The organism is Paenibacillus sp. NFR01, assembly GCF_900111565.1.
Classification (GTDB): Bacteria; Bacillota; Bacilli; order Paenibacillales; family Paenibacillaceae; genus Paenibacillus_AQ.
Genome location: NZ_FOIK01000007.1, coordinates 185,897 through 211,936, shown reverse-complemented (window position 1 = coordinate 211,936; position 26,040 = coordinate 185,897). Strand labels below are relative to the sequence as shown.

At 56.5% G+C, this 26,040-nt stretch carries 19 protein-coding genes, 1 rRNA gene and 1 pseudogene; 4 read left to right on the top strand and 17 right to left on the bottom strand.

Translation table 11 applies throughout. From position 1 onward, the window contains the following. A 16S ribosomal RNA gene (locus BMW84_RS22380) occupies window positions 1–212 on the bottom strand; the annotation flags it as partial. Between the two features lie 375 nt (window positions 213–587). Between BMW84_RS22380 and BMW84_RS22375 the strand changes: the two genes are divergently transcribed. Then, on the top strand, window positions 588–713 hold the full coding sequence (locus BMW84_RS22375) for a DUF4023 family protein (RefSeq protein WP_091072288.1): 126 nt from the start codon (window positions 588–590) through the stop codon (window positions 711–713). Window positions 714–843: 130 nt separating this feature from the next. Here BMW84_RS22375 and BMW84_RS22370 read toward each other — a convergent pair whose 3' ends face one another. The 5 genes from BMW84_RS22370 to BMW84_RS22350 form a co-directional block, all read right to left on the bottom strand. Beyond that, a complete protein-coding gene (locus BMW84_RS22370; protein WP_091072286.1) occupies window positions 844–1,545 on the bottom strand; it encodes a stalk domain-containing protein in 702 nt (233 codons plus the stop codon). A 106-nt stretch (window positions 1,546–1,651) separates the two neighbouring features. Then, entirely contained in the window at window positions 1,652–2,164 is a 513-nt protein-coding gene (locus tag BMW84_RS22365; protein ID WP_091072283.1) for a GNAT family N-acetyltransferase, read from the bottom strand. Further along, window positions 2,161–2,973 carry a methyl-accepting chemotaxis protein gene (locus tag BMW84_RS25185; RefSeq protein WP_091072282.1) on the bottom strand — a complete coding sequence of 271 codons (813 nt, stop codon included), beginning with the start codon at window positions 2,971–2,973 and terminating at the stop codon, window positions 2,161–2,163. The genes BMW84_RS22365 and BMW84_RS25185 overlap by 4 nt, the downstream gene beginning before the upstream one ends. Before the next feature lie 42 nt (window positions 2,974–3,015). Further along, entirely contained in the window at window positions 3,016–3,609 is a 594-nt protein-coding gene (locus BMW84_RS22355) for a hypothetical protein (RefSeq protein ID WP_091072279.1), read from the bottom strand. An 83-nt stretch (window positions 3,610–3,692) separates the two neighbouring features. After that, entirely contained in the window at window positions 3,693–4,133 is a 441-nt protein-coding gene (locus tag BMW84_RS22350; RefSeq protein WP_091072278.1) for a HEAT repeat domain-containing protein, read from the bottom strand. 181 nt (window positions 4,134–4,314) lie between these two features. Here BMW84_RS22350 and BMW84_RS22345 point away from each other — a divergent pair, with 181 nt between their 5' ends. Further along, entirely contained in the window at window positions 4,315–5,499 is a 1,185-nt protein-coding gene (locus BMW84_RS22345) for a nucleotidyltransferase domain-containing protein (RefSeq protein WP_091072275.1), read from the top strand. Between the two features lie 152 nt (window positions 5,500–5,651). Here BMW84_RS22345 and BMW84_RS22340 read toward each other — a convergent pair whose 3' ends face one another. The 11 genes and pseudogenes from BMW84_RS22340 to BMW84_RS22295 form a co-directional block, all read right to left on the bottom strand. Next, window positions 5,652–7,439 carry an ABC transporter ATP-binding protein gene (locus tag BMW84_RS22340; protein ID WP_091072272.1) on the bottom strand — a complete coding sequence of 596 codons (1,788 nt, stop codon included), beginning with the start codon at window positions 7,437–7,439 and terminating at the stop codon, window positions 5,652–5,654. A gap of 24 nt (window positions 7,440–7,463) precedes the next feature. After that, entirely contained in the window at window positions 7,464–7,907 is a 444-nt protein-coding gene (locus BMW84_RS22335; RefSeq protein ID WP_091072270.1) for a lasso peptide biosynthesis B2 protein, read from the bottom strand. Further along, window positions 7,904–8,212 carry a lasso peptide biosynthesis PqqD family chaperone gene (locus BMW84_RS22330; RefSeq protein WP_091072305.1) on the bottom strand — a complete coding sequence of 103 codons (309 nt, stop codon included), beginning with the start codon at window positions 8,210–8,212 and terminating at the stop codon, window positions 7,904–7,906. The genes BMW84_RS22335 and BMW84_RS22330 overlap by 4 nt, the downstream gene beginning before the upstream one ends. Window positions 8,213–8,214: 2 nt before the next feature. Then, on the bottom strand, window positions 8,215–9,153 hold the full coding sequence (locus tag BMW84_RS22325) for a hypothetical protein (protein WP_091072267.1): 939 nt from the start codon (window positions 9,151–9,153) through the stop codon (window positions 8,215–8,217). Window positions 9,154–9,242: 89 nt separating this feature from the next. Continuing rightward, complete coding sequence (locus BMW84_RS24570) at window positions 9,243–9,368, bottom strand: paeninodin family lasso peptide (RefSeq protein ID WP_139209672.1); 126 nt, start codon at window positions 9,366–9,368, stop codon at window positions 9,243–9,245. A gap of 35 nt (window positions 9,369–9,403) precedes the next feature. Further along, window positions 9,404–11,335 carry an asparagine synthase-related protein gene (locus BMW84_RS22320; protein ID WP_091072263.1) on the bottom strand — a complete coding sequence of 644 codons (1,932 nt, stop codon included), beginning with the start codon at window positions 11,333–11,335 and terminating at the stop codon, window positions 9,404–9,406. Between the two features lie 137 nt (window positions 11,336–11,472). Continuing rightward, window positions 11,473–11,910: pseudogene (locus tag BMW84_RS22315) on the bottom strand (M48 family metallopeptidase); the annotation flags it as partial. A 133-nt stretch (window positions 11,911–12,043) separates the two neighbouring features. Next, complete coding sequence (locus BMW84_RS22310; RefSeq protein WP_091072258.1) at window positions 12,044–18,556, bottom strand: hemoblobin-interacting domain-containing protein; 6,513 nt, start codon at window positions 18,554–18,556, stop codon at window positions 12,044–12,046. 117 nt (window positions 18,557–18,673) lie between these two features. Next, the gene (locus tag BMW84_RS22305) at window positions 18,674–20,452 is read right to left on the bottom strand and encodes an extracellular solute-binding protein (RefSeq protein ID WP_091072256.1); all 1,779 of its coding nucleotides are present in this window, start codon (window positions 20,450–20,452) and stop codon (window positions 18,674–18,676) included. Window positions 20,453–20,594: 142 nt separating this feature from the next. After that, window positions 20,595–21,473, bottom strand: coding sequence for a carbohydrate ABC transporter permease (locus BMW84_RS22300; protein ID WP_091072252.1), 879 nt, complete (start codon window positions 21,471–21,473; stop codon window positions 20,595–20,597). Window positions 21,474–21,485: 12 nt separating this feature from the next. Next, on the bottom strand, window positions 21,486–22,418 hold the full coding sequence (locus BMW84_RS22295) for an ABC transporter permease (RefSeq protein WP_254773101.1): 933 nt from the start codon (window positions 22,416–22,418) through the stop codon (window positions 21,486–21,488). Between the two features lie 183 nt (window positions 22,419–22,601). On the opposite strand from BMW84_RS22295, the gene BMW84_RS22290 reads away from it, so the two are divergent. Together BMW84_RS22290 and BMW84_RS22285 are read left to right on the top strand one after the other, a co-directional pair. Next, entirely contained in the window at window positions 22,602–24,350 is a 1,749-nt protein-coding gene (locus BMW84_RS22290) for a sensor histidine kinase (RefSeq protein ID WP_175498998.1), read from the top strand. Between the two features lie 24 nt (window positions 24,351–24,374). Further along, window positions 24,375–26,018, top strand: a complete 1,644-nt coding sequence (locus BMW84_RS22285) for a response regulator transcription factor (RefSeq protein WP_091072246.1) — start codon at window positions 24,375–24,377, stop codon at window positions 26,016–26,018. The last annotated feature ends 22 nt before the right edge of the window (window positions 26,019–26,040 follow it).

Below are 26,040 nucleotides of genomic sequence, written 5' to 3'. Positions count from 1 at the left end.
CTCCGTCTTTCATCCTCCCTTCAGGCGAAAAGAGGAATTATCCGGTATTAGCTACCGTTTCCGGTAGTTATCCCAGTTCATGGGGCAGGTTGCCTACGTGTTACTCACCCGTCCGCCGCTAAGCTTACCCCGAAGGATAAACTCCGCTCGACTTGCATGTATTAGGCACGCCGCCAGCGTTCGTCCTGAGCCAGGATCAAACTCTCCATAAAGGTGTTTGACTTGCTCATTTAAAACATCTGACGAGAATTTGCATTCTCTTTAATACTCACTCGTTGTTCAGTTTTCAAAGATCAAACTTTGTTTCGTCACTGCAATTTCTCGTCAGCAGCAACTCTTATACTATATCACATCCAGCCGTTCGATGCAAGCTCTTTTTTTTAACTTCATTCGAGCGTTTCATCTGATATTTCTTGGCCGGAATAAGAATATACCATGTACAGAAGATGAATGCAAGAACTTTTTTTAAGAAGCATTCTGATTCATTATAATGCGCACATTTTGCACCCTCAGCCCCCTTGCGCCGGACGCATGAGTTGCTCCAGATTAGGATACAGTAACGGTACATTCATGTAGGAGGTATGCAGATGGATACGCATGAGTATGTAGCCAAACTGGATGAAGACCGGCGGAAAGCGCAAAAGAATAAGCACCGCGGCCAAGGCTCGCCCCAGTCCAGGCTGGCCAATAAACAGCACAGCACCAATAAATAAAACCGAAAAGGATGCCGGAGTCCCCGAAGGGCTGACCGGCATCCTTTTTTATATAACCTTATCTATATCTCCGTGATCTATATCTTCGTGGCAGCTATGCGCTGTCTCACCTGCGTTACCGTTACCTTTATTATTGGCTCAATTTCGCCACGCCGGCTGCCGCCTTTTCCAGCTTTGCCTTGCTCAGCGATTGATCCGGGGAACTGATCGTGACATAACGGTCATCCAGCTTGAAGGTCAGCATCGGGATGTCGCTTGGCGTATACCATTTGCCTTGGATCCCGTTCGACAGCGTAACGGTCGTGCCTTTGTATGAATCGGAGTAGTCACGCGGCGATACGTTGACCCGCATGTGGTTGAACAGGAAACTTACGCCGTCTTCCCCGCCGGCGACCTTCAGGAAGGCGTCACCGCTGATCATTTGCATCGGGGCATAGGCTGTCTCAAAGCCTTGGAAGCCCGCGAACGCTTTAACAATCTCCGCTTTCTGCGCCGCGCTGTAAGTAACCGGGCTGAGCGTAATCGGTGCGGCAGTCGTTCCGCCGGATCCGAGAATCACTTGATTGTTCTTGGCATCAAAGGTTACCGGTACATTCAGCGCATCGGCCAGCGCCCGCACCGGGAGGTACGTGGTGTCATTGTAAGTGATCGGGGACAGCTTTTTGCCGTTTTGGTCCACAGGGGCGTAAGCCGAGCCGTTCACTTTGAAACCGATGCTGTGATTCAAGTAAGCGCTGATCTTCTGCAGATTCGTTCCCGCATATACGCCGGCCGAGCCTGTAAGTGCCATTCCGAATACCATTGTTGCGATGACCATTTTTTTGCTTTTCATATTCAATCGTCTCCCTTAACTTGTTCGTTTAGTGTGTGTTGCCCTTCGATGACTTTATTTAACCATGAAGTTGTTTCGAACTTGTATCGGGGATGTAAAGAAGTCATCACGGCAATGAAATACGGTAAACTTGGCGGTACAGCACCTCGCGGATATGCAGAAAATCCTCCGGATTCAGCGGATCAGGATAGCTCATCATGCGCAGCGGCAGGTCCTCCTGCCCTTCGCGCAGGGGAGGCTGGGTATAGCCGAAGAGGTTCATCCGGAACCCCAGTCTTTCATAAAAGCCGATACGGCGTTGTTCCAGCGGACCATTTGGCAGCTCCACCTCGAGCACAACCGGCCGGCGGCACTCTTGCAGATAAGCCGACATCAGCTCGCCGCCTAACCCGCTACCCCGTTGATCCGGACGGGTCGCTAAATGCTCCACGAAGCAAAAGGCGGGGAACTCCCAGGCTGCCAGAACAGCCGTTACCCGACCCAATTCGTCACATTCGCCGCAGAGCCGGTAGTTCGGATAGGCCAGCAGCGCTTTTTGCTCCGCATATACGCGCCTCTCGCTTTCCGGAAAGGAGGCTTCCAGAATGGAATAGGCTTCTTCGAAGTCAACAGGTTTCATCGGTCAAGGCTGGACAACTGGTTGGCGGTATCCGCTACATGATCGAAAGCCCGGCCCAATTCCTGCATGGATTGGCCCTGATGCTCGGAGAACTCGACAATCTCGCGAATGAATTGGTCGATCTCCAGGATGGACCGGCGCATCCCGGTGAGCTGTTCGTGAATATTTTTAACCATCGTCTGGCTGTCTCCGGCCAATTTGCGGATCTCGGTGGCAACCACGCCGAAGCCGCGCCCTTGCTCGCCTGCCCGGGCAGCTTCGATGGCCGCATTTAAGCCGAGCAGATGGGATTGATCGGAGATCCGTTTGACCGCGAGCAGAATTTCAAAGCTGTTCTCGATATCCTGAACCATGGAATGGGAGTGGCTCATCAGCTCTTCCATGCGCCGGGTTACACCAAGCGCCGAACGGGTTACTTCCTCCGCCGTCGCCGTCATTTCCTCCACCAGGGAGGAAAGCTCCTGTGCGCCATCCTGGAGCACCGCCGTCCGGTGATTGGAGACCATGGCCGCCAGAACACCGATAACCTCCCCGTCCTCCATAACCGGAACCGCCGTAGAACGGTAGGCAATGCCGAAAGCCTCCGGACCGCGCTCATCGCGTTGTACTTGTTTCGTTTCCAGTGCCTTGTAAGAGACGGTGCCTCTGAAATTATCAATCCCCGCCCCGATCGGAACCCTAAGGTCGATCTTATCCCCCGGGAGATAAGCCAGCACTTTCTCCGTGTCGGCCAGCACCATGGCTGCGTCTTCGCCGTATGTAGCCTGAATGATCCCCAACATATTTTTCAATTGCTCCAGCTTCTCCACCTGATCCAGCCACCTTGTCTTCTTTATAATTAATGAACGGCCTTATTCCGACCAGTAATTTGCCGAAGGGTTCATCGCCGCGCCGACTTCGCCTTCCTTGATCAAATCGCAGTCCAAAAAACCGTCTTCATCCACAAAATAGACTTCCTGCTTGTAAAATTCGCACAATGTATCCAAAAACAGCAGCGGGGATTCAAACATCACCACCACATCGCCATAATCGCTGAGAAAATCGCAAACGGATTCCGTGCCGTCCTCCTTTTTCCAAATGCAGATGAAATCACCGCTGTAATTGGCCAGCAGAGGGTACACCTGTCCGGCGGCAGCATGCCCACGCTCTTCAAGCATAGCCGACAGTGCCGCCCGCTGTTCAGCGTATTCATTGATATGGATCAGGCGGTAGCCCGGGATAAACTCGACCAGGCTCGGCTCCTCGACCTCATCCCCCGTTCCGGCCACATTCGCGTAAATGACCTTCAGCAATTCCGGAGCCCCCGGCGCGATTTCGGCAATCCGTACGGCTGCGTCGCCATCCGCTTGTCCAAGCGTTTCCGGATATTCCGGCCGCAGCGCGGCGGATAACCGGAGATACTCCCGGAACCTGTAATCCAGCAAATCGTTCGGCGTATCGCTCATCTTCCTTCATCCTTCCTTGTCCAAAAATATAAAGATAGCGGATCGATAAGGGGTCCCCTTGTCTCTCCGCTCTCTGATCCCGATTATTTGGAGGCTTTAGCCCACATGTTCTCCAGCCACCGGTCAAAGTCCGCGCCTTTTTCGCCTTCGTAAGCATCATAGATGTCAATCCGCATCTTTTTCAGCTTTTCTTTAAACTCCTCATAAGAATGATCCCTCGGAAGGCTCTTCTTGATGCGGAGCAAGATTTTGGAAAGGCCTTTAAACAGCTCGGGTTTGTTCCGGGACGGCTCGCTTACCTCTTCGCCGAATGCTCTCAGCTTAAGGTAGGCAGCTTCCTGAACGGTATATACCGGATCCTCCGCCATGAGGCGGCGAAGAATATCGACCACCTGGCTATGGTTCGAGCGGCCCAGCTCCTCGACAGCCTGCAGCCGGGCTCTCCAGTCGGCGGTGCGGCCGGCGGCTTTTTTCAGTTCAGCGTAATTCTCCGGCAGTTCATGACTCCATGCTTCATTATTCAAAAGAAATGCTCCCTTTCTTCGTCCAATCTGCTAACAGTGCAATTCTACCGTAACCGGCATCGACATTTCAATCAAGGATGCAACATTTTTTGGCAAAAAAACGATTGAAAAAATTGACATCGGTTGACCCGGATGGTAAGCTCTCGAAAAACCAAAGTGAATCCGAGTTAGGAGCGTCGTTATGACCAAGCCGATTCCCCTTAACAAAGAGAACTTATCGAATGAACTTCTATTATTACTACAGCTAATGCAGGGCGAAGACGCGGCTGCTGCTTCCGGCCCGGATGAATACGCACAAATCGACTGGGGGATGTTGTTCCAGCTATCCCTGCATCACCGGGTGTACCCTTTTTTGTATGCAGAGTTAAAACGCCGCGCGGATATCCCGGTCCCGGAAGAAATCCTGAAGCGGCTGCAGCAGGAATACCGGCGGAATACGATGCAGATGCTTCAGCTCAGCGCCGAAATGGGCAGCCTTAGCCGGGAGCTGGAGCGGCTGGGCATTCCCACCCTGTTCCTGAAAGGCCCGGTTTTGGCCCTGGATCTGTACGGCGACTTGTCGCTGCGTACCTCGCGCGATCTTGATTTTCTGGTGCCGCTCCTCCGTCACGCCGAGGCGGAAGCGCTGCTCCGGCAGCTCGGCTACGTCCAGGAAGAAAGCTTCGAGAGCGTGCTGGGCGACTGGAAATGGCGCGAACATCACACCACCTTCCACCATCCGGAGAAAAAGATTACCGCCGAGGTGCACTGGCGGTTAAGCCCCGGCCCTTCCCGCGAACCGGATTTTGCGGATCTGTGGGCGCGGTCCCGGACCAGCCCGGCGGCCGCCCATCCGGTGCACTACCTGGGCCGGGAAGATCTGCTGCTCTACCTTGCCGCGCACGGAGCAAGGCACGGGTGGTCGCGCCTGCGCTGGCTGCACGACATCCGGCAGCTGCTGGCGCAGCGGCCGGATCCGGGCACCGTGATCCGGCGGCTCCGGCGGTATGGCTATACCGCCGCCGGGGGCCAGGCCCTCATCCTGGCCGCCGAGCTGCTCGGCGCGCCGGTGGACCCGGGCCTGGCGCCGCTGGCCGGCCTGCCGAAGGCCCGCCGGCTGGCGCAGCGCGCGATGTTCTATATCGCGCGCAGGGTCAACCTCCACAGCCCGCCGCTGGCGCCGGATGTGGAGCGGCATTACCGGCGGTATCAGCCGGCAATTCTGACCCTTTGGCAGCAGGCGCTCTATTACGCCGGCTTCCTCTACCCTTATGCCGCCGACGCCCGTACCCTGCCGCTGCCGAAGCCGCTGCATCCGCTGTACTTCCTGCTCCGCCCGTTTCTGTGGACGTACCGGAAAGCGTTCCGCCGCAGAAGCGAAGCTTAACCCCCTAAGGCATATCAAACAGCCGCAAATCTCCGTTACCGTGGTCACGGTAATGAAGATTTGCGGCTGTTTCTGCCTGCAGGCGTTGCGGACCGGAACCGGCGTGAACCGGAACCGGTGCGAACAGGAAGCGGCCGGGCGCACCAGCGGTTTCAAATCGCTTCGCCCTGGCTTTGCAGCAGCCGCCGGAACATGCCGCCCTGCTCGGAAGCCAGTCCGGCGTAAACGCCCTGCTGGATGACCCTTCCCTCTTCGATGACGAGAATCTGGTCCGCCCCGCGGATCGTTGACAGCCGGTGGGCGATGACGATCACCGTTACGCTCGATTTGATCCGCTCCAGCGCTTCCTGAATCTTCCGCTCGTTTTCGGTATCGAGCGCGCTCGTCGCTTCGTCAAGCACAAGAATCGACGGCTTGCGGATGATGGCGCGTGCCAGGACGAGCCGCTGCCGTTCGCCGCCCGACAGGCGTATCCCGCGGTCGCCGATCAGGGTGTCGAGCCCGTCCGGCAGATCCCGCACAAAATCGGCCGAGGCGGCGAACTCCAGCGCCTCCCACAGTTCCGCCTCGCTCGCATCCGGCTTGATCATCGCCAGATTATCCCGGATCGAAGCATTGTAGAGAAACGGGTCCTGCGCGACATAACCGATGGACCGGCGGAACGCCTGCTGCCGCTCGCCGGAGACCGGCCTGCCGTCGGCCAAAATTTCGCCTTCCTCCGGCTGCATCAGTCCCATCAGCAGGTCGACGAGCGTGCTCTTGCCCGCGCCGGAACGGCCGACGATGGCGGTCATCCGGTTCGCGGGAATGAAGATATCGACGTTCCGCAGGGAATAGTCGGAGGCGGAACGCGAATAGCGGAAATGGACGCCTCGTGCCTCCAGCCCTTGTCTCAGCTTGAAGGGCGCTGCAGGGCCGGCGGCTTCAAGGGCGGGCTCTGCCGCAGCGCGGCTCTCGGCCCGCAGCTGCTGCAGCAGCTTGAAGGAAGGCAGCACCGAGGCCAGCTGCTCCAGCAGCCCTTGCAGCGAAGCGAAAGTAGGCCACAGCCGGGCAAAGACCAGGATTACCAGCAGCAGATTCGGTCCCTGCGCATGCAGGTATGTGAATGCGATAAAGATAAATGCCGCGATCAGCACCGTGGAAGACAGTTTGTACATCATCTGCGACGTGGAGCGAAGGCGCGTATAGTCCAGCTGCTCCTCCTTGATCTCCCGGGTAAAATCGGCAAGCCAGGCCAGCCGCGACTGTTCCAGGCTGTTGCTCTTGATATCCTTGATTCCGTTCAGCTGATCGGTAATGCCGGCCAAATAATCTTGGCCAAGCCGGGTGCTGCGGCTGCCGAGCTTTTTCGCCTTACGGATAAACCGGCGGGAAAAGATGGACAGCAGGCCCGCACAAACCAGCACGGCAAGCGTCAGCTCCGGCGACAGCCAGAAGGCAAACGCGATCTGCACCAGCGTGAACAGGAGCGAGGTCATGAATTGCAGGAAACAGCTGATGCCCGCCAGTACCCGGCCCATTTCAGTGGTCATGACATGGATCAGGTCGGAGGTGCGTTTGCCCAGGAAAAACGGCCATTCCGCACGCAGCAGTTCCCCGTACACCTCCAGACGCAGCCTCCGGCTGTACGTCTGCTGAATATCGACGTTGCGGACCGCGACAAAACGGGAGATCGCCGATTGCACCAGGGCAATCGCTATGTAGACGCCGAGCACCACTAGCAGCGAAGCCGTCTGCGGCAGTTCATGCACAAACGAGAAAAAGGGCAGGGAACGCGCCGTCCCGCCCAGTTCGATTCCCGTCATCGCCAGCATCGGAACCAGCAGCAGAATCGCCGAGCTTTCCAGCAGGCCGCTGACGGCCATTCCGAACAGATTCAAATAGAGCTTCACGCCAGAGAGCTGCCGAAGCTGGCGGATATAATCCATCATCGCTTGCATCGTTTCACCCCGTTTGCTGCACTGTTATCGCGTCTTGGCGAACTTCTCCACCACGGTAAAACCCTTCATCGCATCATCGCCCGACACATAGAGCATTCCGCTGCGCAGCCAGGCATGGGCGATCATCCGGCCCTCCCGGTCCCTGGCCACACCCATGTACAAGGTGCTTTCAATGCCCCGCTTCTCCAGCATGCGCAGACCGGCTACGGCCCGGACCATGCAATTGCTCCGCCACGGTGTACAGCGGCCCATAATGCTGATCGCCTTGGTAATGCCGCGGATGTGCGGAATATCGGCCAGGCGCGTAAAGCTGGTCGTCTCGCAGGATTGCAGCCCCAGCCGCGGCGCCGTCCGGTAGAAGGGCAGCAGCAGGAAGATTCTCGCCGCAAACAGCCGCCAGAACGCCTCGGGAAAAAGCGCCAGCGTCGCCCGGTCCAGCGCCGCCAGCTTGCGGAGCTTTACGATCATGCGCTTGTCCCGCCTACTATGACAGCCAAATCCTCGTCAACCAGGCTTTTCAGGAAAGACATTACATCTTCCTTCGCCGTCTCGTAAGGCAGTTCATAGCTTTGGCGGATGCTTTCCACCACCGCTCCGGCTTCCACCGGAGCGGCAATCGCCGACCAGATCTCGCCTCCAACCTCGCCGAGATTATAATATTTGCCCTTTTGCACATTCAGCATGACCTTCTCGCCGTCCATGTCGCTGGCGATATTGCCTTCCCGCTGGACGAGAATCGATTGCAATGTCAATACTCCCGAATCCTTCAACATATTCATTCCGCTCTCTCCTTCGCTTGTTGTTCAATCGCTTCATTAATATAGGAGGCCAGCTGCGGAGCGCTGTACCCCTGTTCGGGACGCGACAGCCGGTACACCGGCAACCGGTTCACGAAGGAGGCCAGCATTCCGAAATGCCATTCGCGGACGCCGAGACGGTTGATCATGGCCCGCTGATACGTATGGCCAAACAAAAGATGCAGCCGTTCCAATCCGGAAACGCGCGTGACGGCGGGTGCACCTTCCCGAAGCACGGAAAGCTCGAATATTCCGGCCAGCGGCAGCGGATCTCCGTGAAAACGGCCCTGCACCGGGACGGCAAATTTGGTTTCCCGCTGAAACAATGGGCGATAATGGGACGAATTCATTCCCAAATAGTCCAGGCTTTGCTGCCATAATTTCTGCTGCGGATAACCTGGAACGGCAAAAGGCTGGCCCTCTCGCACTATAACGGGAATAACGTCGTCGCTCAGCATCGAATACCCTTGGTCCATGAAATAGGAAGCCAGCGTCGACTTACCAGCTCCGGATGCCCCTACCAGCGCATACGCTTTGCCATCGATGGCCAGCGCACTGCCGTGAAGCGGAAGAATCCGCTTCTGGATCAGCAGGATGCCCATGCAGCTCCCCAGAATGAAGAGTCTTACGGCATCAGGGTCAGCTCCGGATGCGGGAGATACGGAAATGACGTTGCCATCCTTCACGGAATAAATTGCGGTATCTTTGACGATGAACATTACTTCATTGCCGGAAACGCCCAGCGTGGGGGAAAGCTTCGGAATGGCTTGCCAGCGTGCCGACAAATCGGCTTCAAGAATGACGGCGTCGCCATTTAGCGCAGGAACAACCGCCAGGGGAAGCTCCGGCAGCGGAAAGTCGCTGCGAATCGTTAAGCCAAATGCCGTATACGCCTCTGCCAAAGCCGCTTTCGCCATAAGATCACTCCCTTTAAGCGGTTGAAAAACAGTCCTATCCCCCTCCAGCAAGCACAGGGGGATGAGGACGGGTGGATCCAAGGCAAGGTTTAGGAGTGGTGCACATGCTCATCCGGATCATCCTGGAAGGAATCGGCGATTGCCAATCCCGGACCCGCCATTGTCATTTTTACGTCGAGTACTTCCAATTCAGGCTTGCTGTATTCCTTTTTCATCATGTTCACCCCCTTTCAGGCATGCTGAGCCATCTTCAGGAGAACCGTTTCAGAAACCGGTAAAACACCAATCCCCTGGCGAGAAGCCGAAACTCGGTGCTGAAGATTTGCTGCGGCGCCGGTTCGCGCCCGAGCTTGTCCAGGCAAGCGGAAAGCGCCGGTTGGTTCAAATAGTCCGCTGCCCGCGCATCGCGGAGCATCTCTCCCGCTTCCGCGAAAAAACGCGGCCACTGTGGCAGCATCCGCACGATGCCGTCGGCGCCTTGAACCCCCCGGCGTTTCCGGTTGAGCCGCACATCATCCGGCAGCCGTCCGGCCATCGCGCGCCGGACCAGCGAGCGGTCCATTCCGTTCTGAACGTATTGTTCTTCCGGCACGGACAGGCAGAAGCGGATGACCCGCAGATCGTTGGTCGGGTCCCTATCCCATACCCGGTATTTCAGGGACAGTTTGGTCGCCACCGTCCCGTTCACGTTCCAGATATGCGGCTCGGCGAAATGCCGCCGCCGCACTTCGTATATGCTGCTTGCTCCGGCGGAAAGGTCGAGCCCTTGTGCACCCAGCCTTTCGTATACACCCGATCTCCGGGCAAAATCGGGGTGGATCAGCTCTGGCTGCGGCTCGGCGGCTCCCGTCTTCCGCGAACCCAGCACAGGGAAAGCTTTGCCCAGGGCGGTCCGCAGCGTTTTTTTTCGGCTGGCATTCATTTCCCGGCTGTAAAGCCGGTTCTCCCGGTACAGCGACAGCCAGCGGAATTCGCGCAACAGCTTGGCCTGGTAATCCAGCGCCGGCCCCCAGGAAATGCTCCAGTTGCCTCGCTGTCCGCTGAGGATGACGCCAATCCCTTTGGCCTGGGCTTGCTCGTATATGCCTTTCAGCCAATAGGAATTCTCGATGAATTTATACGGCATCTCCATGATGTCGAGCCAATCGTCGATGTCGCTGTACGGACTGCGGTCTGGAAAGTTCAGAAAACTCGGCTCGATATTGCCCACATGGCGGATCGTTGATTCGATATAAGGACGTTCGTCGGCAACACGGTTTCCCAGCGGGTATGGTGTGAAGCTGTCCAGCGGATAGCTGCTGAAGGTGTGCAGCGGTTTTTGCCTGTCCCGCATTTCGGCGGCGGCAAAGCTCACGACGGACCCGGAGTCGAGCCCCCCGCTCAGATTAGCCCCGGCGGCATGGTGGGTACGGAGCCGGTCCCGCACGGCGCGGCCAAACACCTCGCGGAATGCTTCTTCATATTCGCCGTTTGAGGCAAGCCGCAGCTCCGGCGGCGTATTTAACGTGCAGTATCTGGAAAACCGGATCGTCCCGGCTTCAACGGTAATGCTGTGGGAGGGGGGCAGTTGTTCAATGGAACGGTATACCGTAGAGGAGCAATCCGCCGCATCCATGCGGACCGGAATGGCCAGGAATTCGGCAATCCATGCTTCATTCAAGGCATGGTCTACTCCCGGCAAATGAAGCAGCGGGTGCATCGCCGTACAGAAGGCAACCAGGTCTGCCGAGCGGTGGAAATATAACGTCCGGTTGCCGGAAAAATCCCTCGCTCCGAACAGGGAACGCCGTTTGCCGTCCCAAATCAGGAAGGCAAAATCCCCGATCAGATGCGCCGGCGCGGCTTCCCCCCATTTGTCGTAAGCCAGCAAAATAAGCTGGCTGTCCGTGATGGCCTGGTGGTCCGGCAAAGGGATATTCAGTTCCCGGCACAGCTCGGGCCGGTTGTCGAGGATCGCGTCGGCGGTTACCGCCAGTTGGCGCTGCGGATCATGGAAGGGAAGCGTCTCGCCGCGCGACTCGGCCGTCATCCACTGGTTGTGGCAGCCCAGGAGGATCCCCTCCTCCTGCCATAAGCCGGATGTATCCGCGGGATACCGCTGTAGTTGCCGCATCAAATGCGGACCCAGCTCCGGGTTCAGGTTATGCGGCTGCATCGTGTAAATGCCGGCAATGGCGCTCATTGGTTGCCCTCCATAGTCGCAGATATGTTATTGTTAAAGATAATGCTTTTGACAATAATTGAGAATACGCCATAGAGGGTAACTTTTCTTATCCTTTAGCATACTTTCGAGGTAGACTTCGGGGGTATTACGGAGAATCACAGGGTCATCCGATGACCGTACGCTGCCAAAAACGCTTCTTTTCCCTTATAATCCGGCATGACCCCGCCCAGACGCCGCCAGAATGAACGGTCATGGTTCATATGCAGCAGATGGCACAGCTCATGGACGATAACGTAGTCGATCACTTCAACCGGCGCCATCGCCAGGCGGTAATTGAACGCCAGTACTTTGCCGGAGGTGCAGCTTCCCCACTTGTTGGCCGACTCCACGATTTCAATCTTCTTCGGTTTCACCCGCAGCTGCGTCTGGTATGGAACGATTCGTTCGTTAACCAGCTTCTTGAGGCCGGAAAAATAAAACTTTTTCAGCCTCAGTCTAAGTTCCTCCGCGCTGCCTTCTTCCGGACCGATCAGCTCATGGAGCTTATGGACCTTGCCCAGATATAAAAAAGGGCTGTCCGCCCCGTAATCTTTTAACGCTTGATCGTCGTGCATGTTTTCTTCCCTGCCTTTTCCTGAACGTTCCCTCCACTGTATCACAAAGAAAACGGGCCAACCAGAGCTGCTCCGGATCGGCCCGTTTCTTATAGGTTTCTAATCGCTTCGTTTAATAAATGGAACACTCGAAAATCGACGGACCGTAAACGCCAAAATGTTTTCCCTTCATTAATAAGCGGACATAACGGCCTTTGACGTTCAAATCGCTGATATCGACCGTTTCGGTCCAGGCGGCATCCGCTTCGTTGCGATCAAGCGACTTGACCGTCGTCCAGCCGGCCGGGTCGCTTGGCAACCCATCGGCGACCTGAATGTCGACATGCGTGGCATACGCCCGCTCCCAATCGATGATCAGTTGGTTGATATCCTTCACGCCGCCCAGGTCAACATAGATCCACTCTTCCTCATACCCCTTCGCGTAATCCGCTTCCCATCGGGTACCGTCATTTCCGTCCGTGATCACATTCGGATCAAACGTGGCGTTAGATGAGGAAGCGACGACCGGCCGATGCAGCGCCAGATTGTTTTGGGCTGGCTCTGCATGCACCTCTTGGCTTACAGCGGCATCGGCATAACCCATGGCATGGATTTGGATGGAATAGGTTCCCGCAGCGGCGAATAGGCCAGAGGCCAGAATAATTTTGCCTGAAGCTACCGTATATTCGCTACCTCGGGCCAACTCCGTTCCATTGATCGAAACACTTGTAATTGCCTGTTCCCAGTCCAGGTTGGCGGAAAAATTCAACTCAATCGCGTGACCGGCAAGGTTATCGGTGGAATCGGCCGCTATGACTGGCGGAGCCGTCAACCCGCCCGGGTTCTGACCGTCCATTGGCACGCCATGGACTTCAAACTCCCAAAGGGAATAGCCGTACGGCGTTCCTCTGGCTGTTCCCAGCAGGCGCACATGGCGCGCTTCTCGGGGGGTAACGACGATGGTGTCGAGATTGCCGTTGCCGGCTATTTCGGTATACACATCACTCCAGTCCGCTTCTCTTGGAGCTTCGGTATTGGCGACTTGCAGCTTGTAAGCCTTGCCGTAGGCGCCTTCCCACCGAAGCGTGACAGTATCGATCCGATAGGCTTTGCCGAGGTCAACCGCGATCCACTGCGGGTCCGCGGAATCCGACTCCCAGCGCGTTGCCGCATTGCCGTCAAAGGCCAAAGCTGCAGGCTGCTTGAACGTGGAGGCCGAGGCATTTTTGCCTATGGCGACATTCGGCGATGCCGTGACCACTTCCTGCACGATTGAATTCGCGCCGTAACCCTCCGCAAAAACGGCAACGGTATAGCTCGCAATAGCCGGAAACAGCGAGGCGTCGAGCGTAATGCGTCCAGGCGTAACCGTATATTTCTCCTTATCCGCGGCAGTTCCGTTAATCTTGATGCCGGTGATTGCCGTCCGCCAAGCTTCCGCATCGCCGAAGGTCAGCTCGATCGCCTGGCCCAGCCGGTTATCGGTGGTATCGGCCGCGAGTGCCGGTCCGCTTTGGACTTCCCGCAAGGAGATGTCGTCCAGTTGGATCAAATGCTCTGCTGAAGTTGTAGTCTCCGTAGCGGTCACTACGTTTCCGAGCAAAAATTTCAGGGCAAACGTCACGTCTGCCGCCGGTTTCAGCGTGGCTGTATAGACCTCTGAGGCATCGCCTGTAATATGGAATTCAAGCTTGGCGTCACCATTGTAACCCGTCAATTCGATCACAATCGGTCGATTCACCGTCGACCATGCGCGGAAGGAAAGCTCATACGTCTTGCCGCCGGTAAGTTTGATTCCCGGCTGCATCAGTTGGGTATACCAACTGACCGGTACCGGATCGCCCCATTCGGTGGTAACCCCGCCGTTATAATGAATTTGGAGATTCGCCGTTCCCTCCTTCACCTCGAAAGTAGAGTCCCCCGTCTTGCCGACCCAATGCTCCCAGCCGGCTGTACCTTTCGTAAAGCTGCCGTTGTTCAGCAGATTGCCGTCCCCCTCGATCAGAGGCTGGCTTACCAACGCATCCGCATACCCCTCGGCAGCAACTTTGATGGCGTTGGCGCCGGCGGAAGCAAAGGCTTTCGGCGAGAAGACGATCGCACCGGCCTGCACCTCGTACAGCTCCTGATCCACGGTGCGCCCGCCGATTTGTATGGCTGTAACGGAGCTACGCCAAGCGGCGTCATCCTTAAAGGTCAGGGAGATCGGCTGGCCGAGGCGCGGGTCCGTGGTGTCGGCGGTAAGGGTCGGCGGCCGTTTGACAGGAGCATTCTGAATCTCAAGCACGACGTTCTGGAAAAAGACATCATGCGCAGCGGCCGGTGCTTGCGGCGTTTTGCCCAGCAGGAACTTGAGCGCTACGTTGTCATCGGCCGTCGGCTTGAAGGTATACTCAAAATGCTTCCAATCCGTGCCGAGCGCAATGAATCCGGAGTCAAAACGCCGGGTGTACGCGGAATTCTCCAGCGTAGCCTCCGTGTCGCGGGCGATGGAGGCTTTGGCGTCGAAGGACAGCACATACGTAAACCCTTTGTGAATCAGCAGGTTGGACTGGTTCAGCATAATGTTCCAGGCCTCGCCGCCAACGCTGCTCACCGAAATCTTGGCTGCACCTTCGGCAGCGCTGAAAGTGGCCGCGGCACCTTGGGTGAACGGCTCCCAAGCGGTTAGTCCGGACGAGAAATCGCCGTTTTTGAGCGGGAACAGTTCGACCCCGGTATAATCCACGTTATGGTTGGTCTTTCGGATAAGCACGATATTATCCAGCGTAACCGCTGCGTCGTCGCCGCCGAGGTCAAAGATCAGGCGGCCTTCCGTATCGTTCACTTGCGCCGGCATCGTAAAGCTCAGCGTATGATCCGCAAAGGATGTACCCAAGTCGATACCGGTTTGGACATGATATTCCACAGACCCGTCTTTACTTACGAACCGGACGCCAATGGTTCGGGAAGCCGCTGCTTTGGCGCTGAATTTCAATTGATACGTATCGCTCTGCAGCAAATTCAGCCCGTTTTGCTCCAGCTTCACCGCCTGGGCTATGGATCCGCTATCCTGGAACCGTACCGTCAGCTCCCGGGTATCCGGATCGACGCTTGCCACGGCAACGGCATCCGCCGCGCTGAAGCTCCAATATTTCATCCGGTCCATCGTTCCGAGCTCAAAGCTGCCGTTGTAAATATGGTTGCCGTTGTCCAAAGGCGGCTTCGGCTTATCGGCCGCTTCTCCAGGCGTGATCTCCTCCAACCTTACATTGCCGATCCAGAGCGCATTTGCGTTCAAACCGACGTTAAACTCCAAACGGGCCATTAAATCTGTCGTTGCGCTCATCGGGAATGTAAATTCATAGTGCTGCAGATCGGCCTTGAGCGAGGCATCGTAACTATCCGAATAGACGCTCCAGCCATTGTCCGCATCGCCGCCCATTTTGACTGACAAGCTGCGGGCTGCCGCCGCTTTGGCATCGAAGCTGATCTTATAGGTATGTCCTTTGACGAGCGGAGCATATTGGATCAGCTGCAGGGCGTAATTCTGGTTGCCCCCGTTCGTCGGCGTGATTTTGGCATAATTCTGACCGCCGATCTTTTCAATGGCGGCGCTGCCCGCTCCTCCGTAGTCCGGCGTATGCAGGAAGTTCCATTTGTCGGCCGCGAGTCCCTGGGAGCTGTTCGCGATATCGGTCAATCCCTGTTCGAAGTTCGGATCGGCGATGTAGCTGCCGTCCACCGGCTGCCGGGCTTCCGCAGGAATCGGCTCGGCATCGTTGACCGGTTCCACAGGTACGTGGTACGGCTTACCTTCCAGATCATAGACCCGTACGTAATCCACCTGCATTTTCGCGTTCGCCATGGCCGAATCCGGCGGCAGCAGATTACCGTCGAACTGGCCGCCGATCGCCATATTCAGAATGATATAGAACGGCTGGTCGAACGGCGCCGGGAAAGCATATTTATCCGGCTGGCCGGCGCCTTCGCTGCTCCACTGATCAGCCTTATAAAAAAGGTTGCCGTCGACATACCAGCGGATGACGCCTGGCTCCCATTCCACGCTGTAGGTGTGGAATCCGGTAATCGCCTGACCGGCTGGAAAGGTATAGTCGCCGCCAGCCGATTTATTGTTCGGCCATTGCTTGCCGAAATGGATGGTTCCGGAGGTTTTATCCGCCACCCGTCCCCGCGCTTCCATAATGTCGAGCTCTCCCGAAGAGGCCCATGTTCCGTATTCGCTGTCCTTCGGCATCAGCCAGAATGCAGGCCAGATCCCCTGGCCCTCCGGCATCTTGATCCGCGCCTCAAACTTGCCGTACGTCTTCGAATACGTCGGCGAAGTCCACAAACGGCCCGAGGTGTACGCCTTGCCGCCTTTGCTTTCTTTCTTCGCCGTAATGGTCAGAAGGCCCTCCGCCACCTGAACATTGTTGCGCGAATAATACTCTTGCTCGTTGTTGCCCCAGTCGGATACGCCGTATTCCGTACCGGTCCCTTCCTGATACGCCCACTTGCCAAGGTTGACGCCATTGGAGTCGAGAGCGCTGCCGGTTCCGTCAAATTCGTCGCCCCATACCTCGACCCATTCGCCGATGGTTTGCTCAACCGAAGCATCCGCCCAGCCTTCCGCTTTAACGGTCAGCCTGGCCGTTCCCCGATGTTGGATGGCCCCCGAATGGACAACGATTTTCCCTGCTTCGACTTGATAATCCGTGCCTTCCATCAACGCCGTTTCATCCCACAGCACTTCGGAAATCGAATTGCGCCAGAGCGCATTGTCGGTAAAAGTAACGGCAATATCCTTCCCAAGCACATTCTCCGTTTGTTCCGCATGAAGTGCAGGCGGCTCGCCGCTAAGAATCTGCTGCGTAGCTACGGCGCTTTCTGCATACTGCTCGGCTGAAATCGTAACGGTAAACGTTCCCGGAGCTGTGAACACCGCGGCTTTGAAGGTAATCCGGCCGGGAGCAAGGGAATAATCCGTATCTTTGCCCAGCGGTTTTTCGCCCACCTTAACCTCGATGATATGCTCGCGCCAGACCGGATCGTCCGTAAAGGTAATGTCGATATCCCGGCCCAGCGTATGATCCGTGGTATCCACGGCAAGTTGAGGAGGCGTTCCCCCCTTGATAAGCTGCAGCACCGTAACATCCGTATAACCGGAAGCTTTGATGGTGACCGAAAGGATTCCAACATCATTTATTGCCGAGGCCTTTATTGTTAATTTACCGGTTTCGATGACGTAATTGCCCGAATCGAGCTTTTGGCTGCCAAGCAGCACCTGCTGAACGGCTGCTCGCCATGCTGCATTGTCTGTAAAGCTGAGAGTAATATCCTTTCCCTGCACATTATCCGTTCCGTCGGCGGTTATGGCCGGCGGTGCCGCAGGTGCCGGTGTTGGCGTGGACGGCACGGTAACCGGCGGCGCCGAGGTTGGAGAGGCTGCCGGAGTAGCCGCTGGCGGAGCGGTGCTCTTCACATCCATGCGGGTACCGCTGACCGTATAGCTGGTGCCCTCCGCAATAGTTTTGTCATTCACCGTCGTGCCGGGCGATGAGCTATGCAGCTCTTCGACGGTGCCTTGTATAGCGAGCCGGGTTCCGTCTGCCTGCTCTCCGACGTTTAAGCGGTTCACTGCAGCCTTCTCGCCGACCTCGATGGCGGAGCCGCTTTGGACGTTGACTTCGCCCACCCGGGAGCTGCCGGCAATCACCACGCGAACCTGGCCTTCGGGTTTATGGACAATGATGCTTCCTACCTGCGAGTTGTTGACATGCACGGAATGCGCGCCGCCTCCGTTGATGCGGAGCGTGCCTTTGAGGTTCACCCCGTCCAGGGTGACATCGCCGTCGCCCACGCCCGGAGCAACAATGACGTCGCCGGCAATCTCCGTCCCGGTGACGGCAGCGCCTGCGCCGGAAATGAACAAATTGCCCGTTGTTTTGCTCCGGTTATAGACACTTCCGGATCCCAGGATTTCTCCGGCCAGCCGGTCAAGCAGCACCAGCGCCTCCGCCCGGGTGATGGGCTGCTGCGGACGAATCGTTCCGTCCGCGAAGCCTTGGATATAGCCGGCTTGCACCAGGCCGGCAAGCGGTATTTGCGCATACGCGGCGATGGACTTCCGGTCGGTGAACACCGCCAACAATGTTGAATCCGCTTTCGAAACCGTGAACAACCGAGAGGCCATTTGGGCCGCTTCCTGCCGGGTGACCGGGACATCCGGCTTGAATTGGCCGCCGGGATAACCGCTGATATAGCCTGCGCCTCTGGCGATAGAGACCTGCCCTGCATACCACTCTCCTGCTTCCACATCCGTAAACGTCTCAGAGGATTTCACCTGATACCCGAACAGCGTGTTGGCAAGCTTGATGAACTCGGCACGGCTGATCGCATCCTTCGGCCGGAACTGTCCTCCGGCTCCGTTGACCAGGCCCAGATCGGCCCATTTCTCGATCTCAGGCTGTGCCCAGTGGCCCTGCACGTCGGTAAACGACGTCCCCGCCGGTACGGCGGCCGCAAGGGTTGGAACTGCCGGCGCAGCGGCGGAATCTTCCGCCTGCGCCAGCGCCCGGCCTGTGCCCGGCGGGCCGGCCAGCAAAGCGGCGCTTAGCAATATGGACGCGAATTTACGTTGCCATGCAAATTTCCTGCTTCTCATTCACGTGGTTCCCCTTTCGCTTGGAGCGTTAGTTTATATGAAAAGGAACGCTACATTGTAATTGCAGCGTTCCTTGCTCACTTGCAGCCGGCCTAGTTCGGGGTATGGGCGCCGTGCTTATTTTTTGCTGGCCGATTGGTACCAGTCGTTGACTTCTTTCGTGACCTGGTCGCCGCCGGATTTCTTCCAATTCTCTACCATCTTGTCGAATTCGTCGACGGAAGATTGGCCATAAATGACCTTGGAGTACGTTTGCAGTACCAGCTTCTTCAATAGTTCATTTTTATTTTTCATCGTTTCGGTCAGCGGACCCTGGAAGTAATTTTTCATCCGGATGTCCTTCTGATCCATGACGATCTTCATCGCTTCGATATTCTCCGGCTTACGGGCAGCTTTGGTGGCAATTTCATACGGTGTTTCCGCCGCTCCTCCGTTCGCCAGCTTCAGCATGGTGTCCGCGTACAGCGCCGGATCGCGGGCGCCTTCATAAGTCAGCGAGTAGTAGATCGGCTCGACGAGATGCGTCCGGTCGCCGTAGCCCGGGAACAGGTCCGGATATTTGGCCGGATCTTTTACAACTGTACCGTCCTCCAGCAATGCGTAGTCATAACCTTCGGCAAAGCCGTTTTCAAACTTGCTGCCCTTGGCCGGGTTGGCCCAGTTATCGTAGAAGAAGTTATAATAGCGCAGCAGCGCTTCCGGATGCTTCGAGTCCTTGTTGATCAGCATCCAGCCGTTAACGGACGGATTGCCGCTTTGGGTACCGATTTTGCCGTCCGGTCCCGTTGGAATCGCATAAGCTTTGTATTTGGCGCCGGGAACATTGTTGAGCAGATCGCCGAACGGCCAGTCCGGAAGCCAGTTGCGGCCGACGATTGCGCCTGCCTGGCCTTTGGTGAATTGCTCGTATCCGCCCGTTTCGTCCACGAGGCCGGCGTCTTTGCTGATGTAGCCTTTATCCATCCAGGTCTTCAGCGTGGCCAGCGCCTGCTTGGCGCCCGGATCGATGGAGCCGTAGCTCAGGCTGCCGTCCGCCCCCATGTTCCATTGCTCAGGCATAGTGCCATATTCCCCGAACAGCCAGCTGATATCGGCGATCCAGTTTAAATACGTATTCTTGAAGCCGGCGGCCATCCCGAGGGTATCCTTCTTGCCGTTTCCGTCCGGGTCTTTATTGACGAAGGCATCCATGATGGCCTCCAGATCCGCAAGCGTCTTCGGTGCCTGCAGGCCGAGTTTATCCATCCAGTCCTGGCGCAGCCACAGCACCATGTCATCGTTATACGCGTAGTCCAGTACAGGCAATGCCATGACTTTACCGTCGCGGGTGACCGGCAGCAGCGTTGCCGGATTGAGCGCCACCGCTTTCTTGTAGCCTTCGCCGGCATACTTGTCGAACAGGTCATTGACGTCCATGAATTGTCCGGAGTCGATCAGCATATTGACGGTTTCCATGTCACCGCGGTAAGTGATGACATCCGGCATTTTTTCGCCCGAAGAGAGCATCAGCCGGATTTTGGTTTGATACGCCTGGTTGGTGTCGGTCACGACCCAGTCATATTTCACGTCGATGCCCAGATTGTCCTTCATGTAGGTATTCAGCACGTTGTTCTCCATGCTTTCCCCGGTCTTGTAATAATAGTTGTTGCCGATTGCCTTCTCGGTGGTCGGCGTAATCGGTTCTACATATTTCGAGCCATCCCAACCGGTTTCGTCCACATTGCTGGATGCGTTTGCCGCGTTTGACGAATTGCTGCCGGCGGCGTTGTCCGTGCTTTGCGCCGGTTCATTGGTTGCATTCGCCGATCCGCTTTCGTTGTTATTGCCCGAGCAGGCGGCCAGGCTGAATGCCATCGCCGATGCCAGCAGCACACTGCTGATTCGTTTGAATTGCATTGGTTCTTATCCCCCTATTTTCGTGATTGTGAGCGCTTACCCTCGCTCCTCGTATCAAACTATAAATCTCGCTAACCGATTAAGAAATGCCCGATATTTGGTTCAAATACTAATTTATTTACTTCTTGCAGCATTCTTGCAGCTATTCCTTGATGGCCCCGAGCACGATACCTTTAACAAAAAAACGCTGCAGGAACGGATAGACGATCAATACCGGCAGCATGCCGATAAAGATTTGCGCGGCCTTAACCGTCCGCTGGGAAATGTTCAGCAGGTCGCGCGGATTGGCGGTCAGCTTGCTGAAGTCCTGCTGCACAATCACCGTCTGAAGGAACGTTGCCAGCGGGTAGTTCCGGTAGTTGTTGATATAGAGCAGTCCGTCAAACCAGGCATTCCAGCCCCCGACGATGGAAAAAAGCGAAAGTGTGGCAATGGATGGCATCGCCAGCGGCAAATACACGCGAAACAGTACGGTGAAATGCCCGGCCCCGTCGATTAAAGCCGCCTCCTCCAGCTCCTTGGGCGTAGCCTTGAAAAAGTTCATCATGAGAATCATGTTGAATACCTGCATGGCCCCCGGAAGCACCAGCGCCCAGATCGTATCGATCATGTGCAGGTTGCGCACGATGAGATAGGACGGAATCATCCCGCCGGTGAACAGCATCGTGAATACAAAATACCAGGCATACACGTTGCGGCTCCTCAGCACGGACGCATCCTTGGAGAGCGGATAAGCGGCCAGAATAATGACGCTCATCGTCAAGAACGTGCCCAGCGACGTCCGGCCGATCGAAATGAAAAAGGCGCGCAGGAAGTTGGGGTTGTTCAAGGTTTTGGTGTACGATTCCATGTTGAAGTCCACCGGCCACAGTCCGACGAGATGGGCATTGGCCGGAGCGCTTGCGCTGAAACTGATCGCCAGGATGTGAATGATCGGCAGGATACAGAGAATCCCGGCAACGGCCATAATAAAATAGTTGAACACGGTAAACAGCTTATACGCCTTCGTCTTGTGATACATCCCTGCACCTCCCTAGAATATTTTATAGTCCGCCAGCTTGTAAGCCACCCTGTAGCCAACCACGATCAGCACGAAGCCGACCAGCGATTTAAAGACGCCCACAGCGGTCGCAAAGCTGTATTGGCCGTTCAATATCCCGGTCCGGTACACGAAGGTATCGATGATGTCGCCCTTGTCGTAAATCAGCGGGTTATACAAGTTGAAAATCTGGTCGAAGCCGGCGTTCATGATGTTGCCGATTGCCAGCGTCGCCACAACGATGACGATCGGCGTAAGCGAAGGTATGGTCACGCTAAGCGTCTGTCTCCAGCGGCTTGCGCCGTCGACCTCCGCCGCTTCATACAGCGACGGATTGACTCCGGCAAGCGCGGCCAGATATACGATGGTGCCATATCCGAACTGCTGCCAGACATCGGTGATAATCACGATAAACCTGAACCAGTTGCCGCTGGCCAAAAACAGGATCGGCTCGATCCCGAACGCGCTGTGCAGCACTTTGTTGATCATCCCGTCCGCCGAAAGCATGTCCGTCAGGATGCCTCCCAAAAACACCCACGAAATGAAATAAGGCAGATAAACCAGCGTCTGCACGGTCCGCTTGACGCTATTGCGGCGCACCTCGTTCAGCAGCAGGGCAAAGGTAAACGGAACGACGATGTTCAGGATGATTTTGCATCCGGCAATTAATATCGTGTTGACGATGACCTTCTTGCTGTCGGGGTATTCAAACATAAAGCGGAAGTGCTCAAGTCCGGCCCATTTGGACCCCCAGATTCCATCGTAAGGCTTGAAATCCTTGAAAGCGATAACAAGACCGCCGAGCGGTAAATACCCGAAGATGAACGTAAGCAAGACGGCCGGCAGCAGCATGACGTGCAGCGGCCATGTTTTTCGCAGGACATGCCTGATCCTTGGCCTATCGATTCGGGTGCCTGCCCTGTTCATCTGTTTTGCTGTTTCCATGCCCATAATCTCTCTCAACCTCCATTTTTCAGGATTGACATCTGCGATACCATCCTGCAATAGTAAGTATACCAACGCTCTTTCCGGACCGTCTGCGCCGATAATTTTGGAACGATGCCCGATTTTTTGTTTCCTTCAACCTGCCAAGCAAGGGAGCCCGCGTGTATGAACACCCGTTTTAACACGTTTACGAAAATCATCACACTGGTATTGGTTCTCCTGATTCCCATCCTCGTGCTCTACTGGTTCTCGAACCAGACCTCGCTGCGGGTTGTCTCGGGAGAAATCGAAAAATCGATGTACAAGGATCTCTCGTTTTTTGCCGCGCAGACCGATAACAACGCCGCCCAGTTATCCAAGAGCGGGCTGCTGTTCAGCGAGGATATCAACGTGCGGTCGCTGGAATTTTTGGAGATCGCCACTCTGTACGAACAGACGAGCGAAAAGCTTAAAATTTACGACAAGCTGCAACTTGTAACCGCTTCCTCCACTTGGGACACCACGATCAGCATCTACGCGCCGGATACCGGCACCTTTGTCTCCTCCAACGTCTCCAACGCACTCGACAGCAGCCAGCTGGAGCGGAATTTTTCGCGGACCTGGCAATTCATCAATGACACACGCCCTTTCTACCGCGGGGAGCTGCGTTTTGTCCGCTATATTACCGAGCCGTTCAACGCTCCGCTGAAGGATGCCAAACTGATCGTCGAAGTGAGCTTTCCTGCCACGGAGCTGATCAAGGCGCTGGACCGCTTCAAGGAAGGCGGAAAAGGCGACCCCTTCTTCATCTCTTCCGACCATCGGGTCATCAGCGCGATCGACGCCGACCGCGGTCTGCAAACCGAGTTGATCAACCAGCTTGATCTCAAAGCTCTGGCAAAAAAAACGTTCACCCGTTTCACCCTGTCCGGCAGCGAATACGCGGTAAGCACGGTATGGATGCCGCAGCTCAAGCTGTACCTGGTTGACTACCTGCCGATCCAGAACGTCGTCCGGCCGATTACGACGAACAGTTATCTGTTCTACAGCTCCATCTTCTTTCTCCTGATCGGCAGCACCATCGCGGCCTATTTCCTGTATAACAATGTGCAGGTACCGATCCGGGAGCTGGTTCGCGGCGTGCGCCGGATCAAGCGCGGCGATTATACGACGGTCAATGTGCTGCATCCGAACAACGAGTTTCATTTCCTGCTCGTCAGCTTTAACGACATGGCCAAGCAGATCGAGCAATTGATCCAGAACGTATATCTCGAGAAAATCAGCTCCCGCGACGCCAATCTGAAACAGCTGCAATCCCAGATCAACCCGCATTTCCTCTACAACTGCTTTACGCTGATCCGCAGCCTCACCCGGCTCGGCGAGAAGGAAACGGTCATGGAACTGACCATGCACTTGAGCAAATATTACCGATATACGACCCGCTCCGAACGGCCGACTGCCGAATTGCGGGAAGAGATGGACCTGGTGGGCAGCTACTTGGCCATCCAGGCGATCAAGGTTCAGGATTTGAGCTATGAAATTGACATCCCCGATTCGTTTGCCCGCCTGGAGCTGCCGAGGCTGATTCTCCAGCCGCTCGTGGAAAATGCCGTGCTGCACGGCATTGAACCGCTTGGCTGCGGCGTAATCCGCGTCCGTGCGGCAACGGCCGACCAGATGAATATTCTCTCGGTGCGGGATAACGGAATCGGCATGTCCGAGGCGGAGCTGGCAGCGCTGCAGCGCCAGATTACGCTGCCGCCGCTACAAGATAAAGGCTGTGCGCTGTGGAATACGCGGCAGCGGATGCAGCTGCAGTTCGGCCCGGAGGCCGGCCTGCGGATCAGCCGGCTTGCAGAGGGCGGCCTATGTGCCGAACTGTACTGGCCCGCCGCTTCCGGGCCCAATAAAACGGAACGCCTGCCTGCAAAGTAACAGTACAAAAGGGGGAATGGAACCATGCATCAACTGTTGATTGTTGACGATCAGTCGGCTTTGGCCGACGATTTGGCCGACATGCTGCCATGGGCGCAGATCGGAGTGGATGTCGTTCACCGTGCCTATTCCGGCAAAGACGCGCTGGAGCTGCTCTACGAGCATTCCATTGACGTTGTCGTTACCGACATCCGCATGCCGGGAATGTCCGGACTGGAACTGATCGCGGAGATCAAGCGCAATTGGAAGCATGTCAAATACATCCTGCTGACCGGCTATGCCGACTTTGAATATACGCAGCAGGCGCTGCAGCTGCGCACCAGCGATTATTTGCTAAAGCCGGTCGAGGACGACGAGCTGCTCGAAGCGGTGCGCCGGGCACTCGATGAGCTGGAGCGGGAATGGAAGGATGTCGCTTCGACTCAACGGGCGATTTATGCGCTGCGCGAGCAGCTGCCAAAGCTGCGGGAATATTTGCTGCTTGACCTGCTTACGGGCAAGCAGTCGCCTGCTGCCGGGCCGCTGACGCGGAAGCTGGAGATGTACGAGGCGCGCATCCGCCTCGGCGCGCCGTTCCGCATGCTGCTGCTGCGGATCGACGAATTCCCCGCCGGCACCGACGCCGCGGGCGAGGCGCTGCTGGAATATGCGCTCACCAACATGGCCGCGGAATGGTTCGGCGGCCGGATGTCTCTGTGGCATGCGAAGGATGCGCACGGCTTTATCGTCTGCCTGCTCTCGCCGCGCATCCGGCCCGGCAGCCATGAAGATGCCGCCGAGGACAACGCAGAGGCGGATGATTGGGTAGAGAAGCAGACGTTTCAGCTTCAGCGGGCCGCCAAATCGTATTTAAAGCTCGGCATCTCGGCGCTGGCGGGCAAAAGCGGCAGCTTCCCGGAAGAGGTCAGCACGATGTACCAGTCCGCCGTCGCCAGCTTCCGCCATTTCATCGGCCGGGACGCCGAACTGTTCGTCTCGCTGGCGAAGGAGCCGGAACGCGGCGAGCTGCAGGCGCTCGGGGAGCTCTACCGCACGCCGACGCTCGGCTCGCTCCTGGAGACAGGGCAATGGGAGGCGGCCGAGGACAGGCTGGACGCCATCTTCAAGGAGCTGGAGGAGGAATGGCGCGGCTCGCAGGAGCATGTACTGGAAACGTATTTTACCATTGCCGCCTCTATCGCATCCCTGATTCACCGGAACAAACGCTGGCTTGCCGATACCATCGGGGACGATTTCTATGCCGTCGCCGGCGGCCAGCCGATGCTGACGGTCGGGGAGCTGCGGAGCTGGACGATGCGGGTTGTCGCCAGCTACCGCCGTTCGGTCAGCAGCGGCGACAAGGTCTCGCGTTCCTCCATTATCCGGAAGGTGCAGGAATACATCGCCCAGAATCCGGGCACGGCCTCGCTGCAGACCATCTCTGCCAGCGTATTTCTGAACCCGTCCTATCTCTCCAAAATTTATAAGCTGGAGACCGGCGAAGGCATCAGCGATTACATCCTGCGTGTCCGCATGGAGCTGGCCGCCGGCCTGCTGGCGCAGTCGCCGGATAAAATCTATGAAATTTCGGTCATGCTGGGGTATCAAAAGCCGAGCTATTTTATCCAGCTGTTTAAGAAGCATTACGGCATGACCCCGCAGGAATACCGCAACAAGCTGGAAGGGTAGATACATAACTGCTATGCAAAAA